This is a genomic window from Vibrio sp. SSH13-20, from assembly GCF_040104475.1.
Taxonomy (GTDB): domain Bacteria; phylum Pseudomonadota; class Gammaproteobacteria; order Enterobacterales; family Vibrionaceae; genus Vibrio; species Vibrio harveyi.
The window spans coordinates 1-2,236 of record NZ_JBECOU010000031.1 but is presented as its reverse complement, the minus strand read 5'-3'; the positions used below and the strand labels follow the sequence as shown (position 1 = coordinate 2,236).

Sequence of the window (2,236 nt, the reverse complement as noted above, 5' to 3'; positions counted from 1 at the left end):
GCTATATCGCAAGATCTAGTGGTAAAAGCTCAAAGTTTAAGTTGTCGTATTGGCTTTCAATTTTAGTGTTAACTAGCGTTGTGAAAATTCAAAATGGGCATCGTTTCAACGGTTGATTTGTTCTTTGATGTGGCGATTTTTGGGTTAACTGAGTTGAACTTTTTTGTTGAAACTCTGCTTGTTGAGTTTGTTGGTACAAAAGCCGATTTACTCGCTGAAATGACGTTTTCTCTGGTGTGGTAAGTTCCACGTGGTTTCAGTGACTTTGTTGAAAGTCCGCATTGTGAGATTGGTTTTCCAAAAGCGCTTTTTGGTGTTGTGAGTTCGTTTTCTGCGACGTTTTTTGTTTCAAGTGGTTTCATTGAGTAGCCGCTTTGAGACTACGCCTGACTTAAGTGCATCAAAACACATAAAGTTTATTGTTTGCAAAGTTTAAAATAACGTAAAATCAACGCGTTGGGTTTGCAAACTAACAAACTGCTCAAGAGGGATTCGCAACGCGTGGCATTTTTACTATGCGTTGAGTTTAGTGATTAAGGTGGTTTGCGGCGGCTTTGGTATTGCGTTGCTCACCCCTTAGCAGGGCGTTATGTGTCCAGTCAGATGTCGGAGAAAGTTAATTGTCTTGGGTTGTAAAAATAAATTGGTTGTGTTTTTTTGTTGGAATTCCGTACTTAGTGTCAATGGTTATTTATCCGTCAACACAAGGTAACTGGGAGCATGTCCATGCTGTTTGGTACACTTGGCAATCCTTTAACACCGGTATTTTAGCCTTTGTAGCTAGTATTTTTGCTTTGAATGCAGTTAGGTATACCGACGAAAAAAGGCGACAGAGAAACTTCATTGCAGCAAGGGCTTTTCTTCCTCAAGCTCTCTCCGAATTGAGCACTTATTTTGAGCAAAGCTCTAAATTGGTAAATGAGGCTTGGGAGCGAGCCAAAGATCAAAATGATCATTGTAAAACACCGTTAAAAATGGATTGTCCTAAGTTGCCAGTTGGATATCAACAAGTCTTTAAAGATTGCATTTCTGAAGCATCTCCAGAGGTTGCAGAACATTTGGCATATATACTAGTCAGGCTACAGATTCACCATTCGAGAATGGAGTCGCTAGTTAAAGGTTTTTCCGTAGATAGCAATACGATCCAAGTTCCTTTAAGTCTGATGACGCAAGTATTTGCTTTAGCGGAACTACAAGGGCTAGTGAACCAGCTCTTTAAATTTTCTAGAGGTACGGCTCCCTTTGACAACAAGCCATTGAGCGTAGATAGCTTTTACTCATGCTACGGTATCTGGGGTGTTGAAATTGATGAAAATGATGAGCTAAAGGGCTTTACAGAGAGAAATCATAGTAAACGTTGGAACACATAACAAACTGTTTAAGAGTGATTCGCAACGCGTGGCATTTTTACTATGCGTTGCGTTTAGTGTTTAGGGTGGTATGCGGCAGCTTCAGTATTGCGTTGCTCACACCTTAACAGAGCGTTATGTGCTTTGGAAAAAGTCTTAAACTTTAGATTACCATGTCTGTTAATCTTGGTATCAGTGATAATCAACTATCAAGGACTGATTTAATGTTTGATTGGACAAACCCTAAGCAAATCGATCTCACTCAACCATACCTGTATTTCATTAAGATCTCTGCTGAACAAAAGGAGTTTCGCTATATTGGCAAAGCCTCGAAGAAAGCGAGGCTGAATGAGTACAAGTCTAATGTGGCAAAGATTCTCGAAGGAAAGTCTCGACGACCAGTGTTAAAAAGAGATGGTTCTCTTCAATCACAAGGTAACTTGAAATACCGTTACGTTCACCTTGTGTTAGCTAATGCTCAAAAACGGGGTTGGGATATAGAGCATTACCCAATTGAAAACGTAGCTAAGCAAGACCTAAATTCCCGAGAGTTAACACTTATAAATGAGCTTGAGTGCAATATGAATGATGGTTCAACTTGGTTCATTGAACAATTTTCTGAACTATCAGAGCAATTGCTACAAACAGTACGCACATAACAAACTGTTTAAGAGTGATTCGCAACGCGTGGCATTTTCGCTATGCGTTGATTTTAGTGATTAAGGTGGTGTGCGGAGGTTTCTGTATTGCGTTGCTCACACCTTAACAGGGCGTTAGTCGCCAGAAAAAGCTAGCGGTCAAAATCATGTTTCTAAGCTCAAAACTTGGCTACTGGTTGTTTGATTCATAGCTCCATCTTCGACGGTCAAAGCTCAGTTTCATCGGTT

The 2,236-nt window shown here is 40.2% G+C and carries 3 protein-coding genes; all 3 read left to right on the top strand.

Annotation, left to right across the window (positions count from 1 at the left end; genetic code table 11):
• Positions 1–93: 93 nt before the first annotated feature.
• The 3 genes from ABMY42_RS26255 (at position 94) to ABMY42_RS26245 (ending at position 2,008) form a co-directional block, all read left to right on the top strand.
• Positions 94–243 carry a hypothetical protein gene (locus tag ABMY42_RS26255; protein ID WP_349266981.1) on the top strand — a complete coding sequence of 50 codons (150 nt, stop codon included), beginning with the start codon at positions 94–96 and terminating at the stop codon, positions 241–243.
• 377 nt (positions 244–620) lie between these two features.
• On the top strand, positions 621–1,370 hold the full coding sequence (locus tag ABMY42_RS26250; protein WP_349266980.1) for a hypothetical protein: 750 nt from the start codon (positions 621–623) through the stop codon (positions 1,368–1,370).
• A gap of 203 nt (positions 1,371–1,573) precedes the next feature.
• Entirely contained in the window at positions 1,574–2,008 is a 435-nt protein-coding gene (locus ABMY42_RS26245; protein ID WP_151514867.1) for a hypothetical protein, read from the top strand.
• The last annotated feature ends 228 nt before the right edge of the window (positions 2,009–2,236 follow it).

Bases quoted from the DNA above. Each gene is read 5' to 3' on its own strand.
- ABMY42_RS26255 (WP_349266981.1), top strand. From the start codon at position 94: ATGGGCATCGTTTCAACGGTTGATTTGTTCTTTGATGTGGCGATTTTT.
- ABMY42_RS26245 (WP_151514867.1), top strand. From the start codon at position 1,574: ATGTTTGATTGGACAAACCCTAAGCAAATCGATCTCACTCAACCATAC.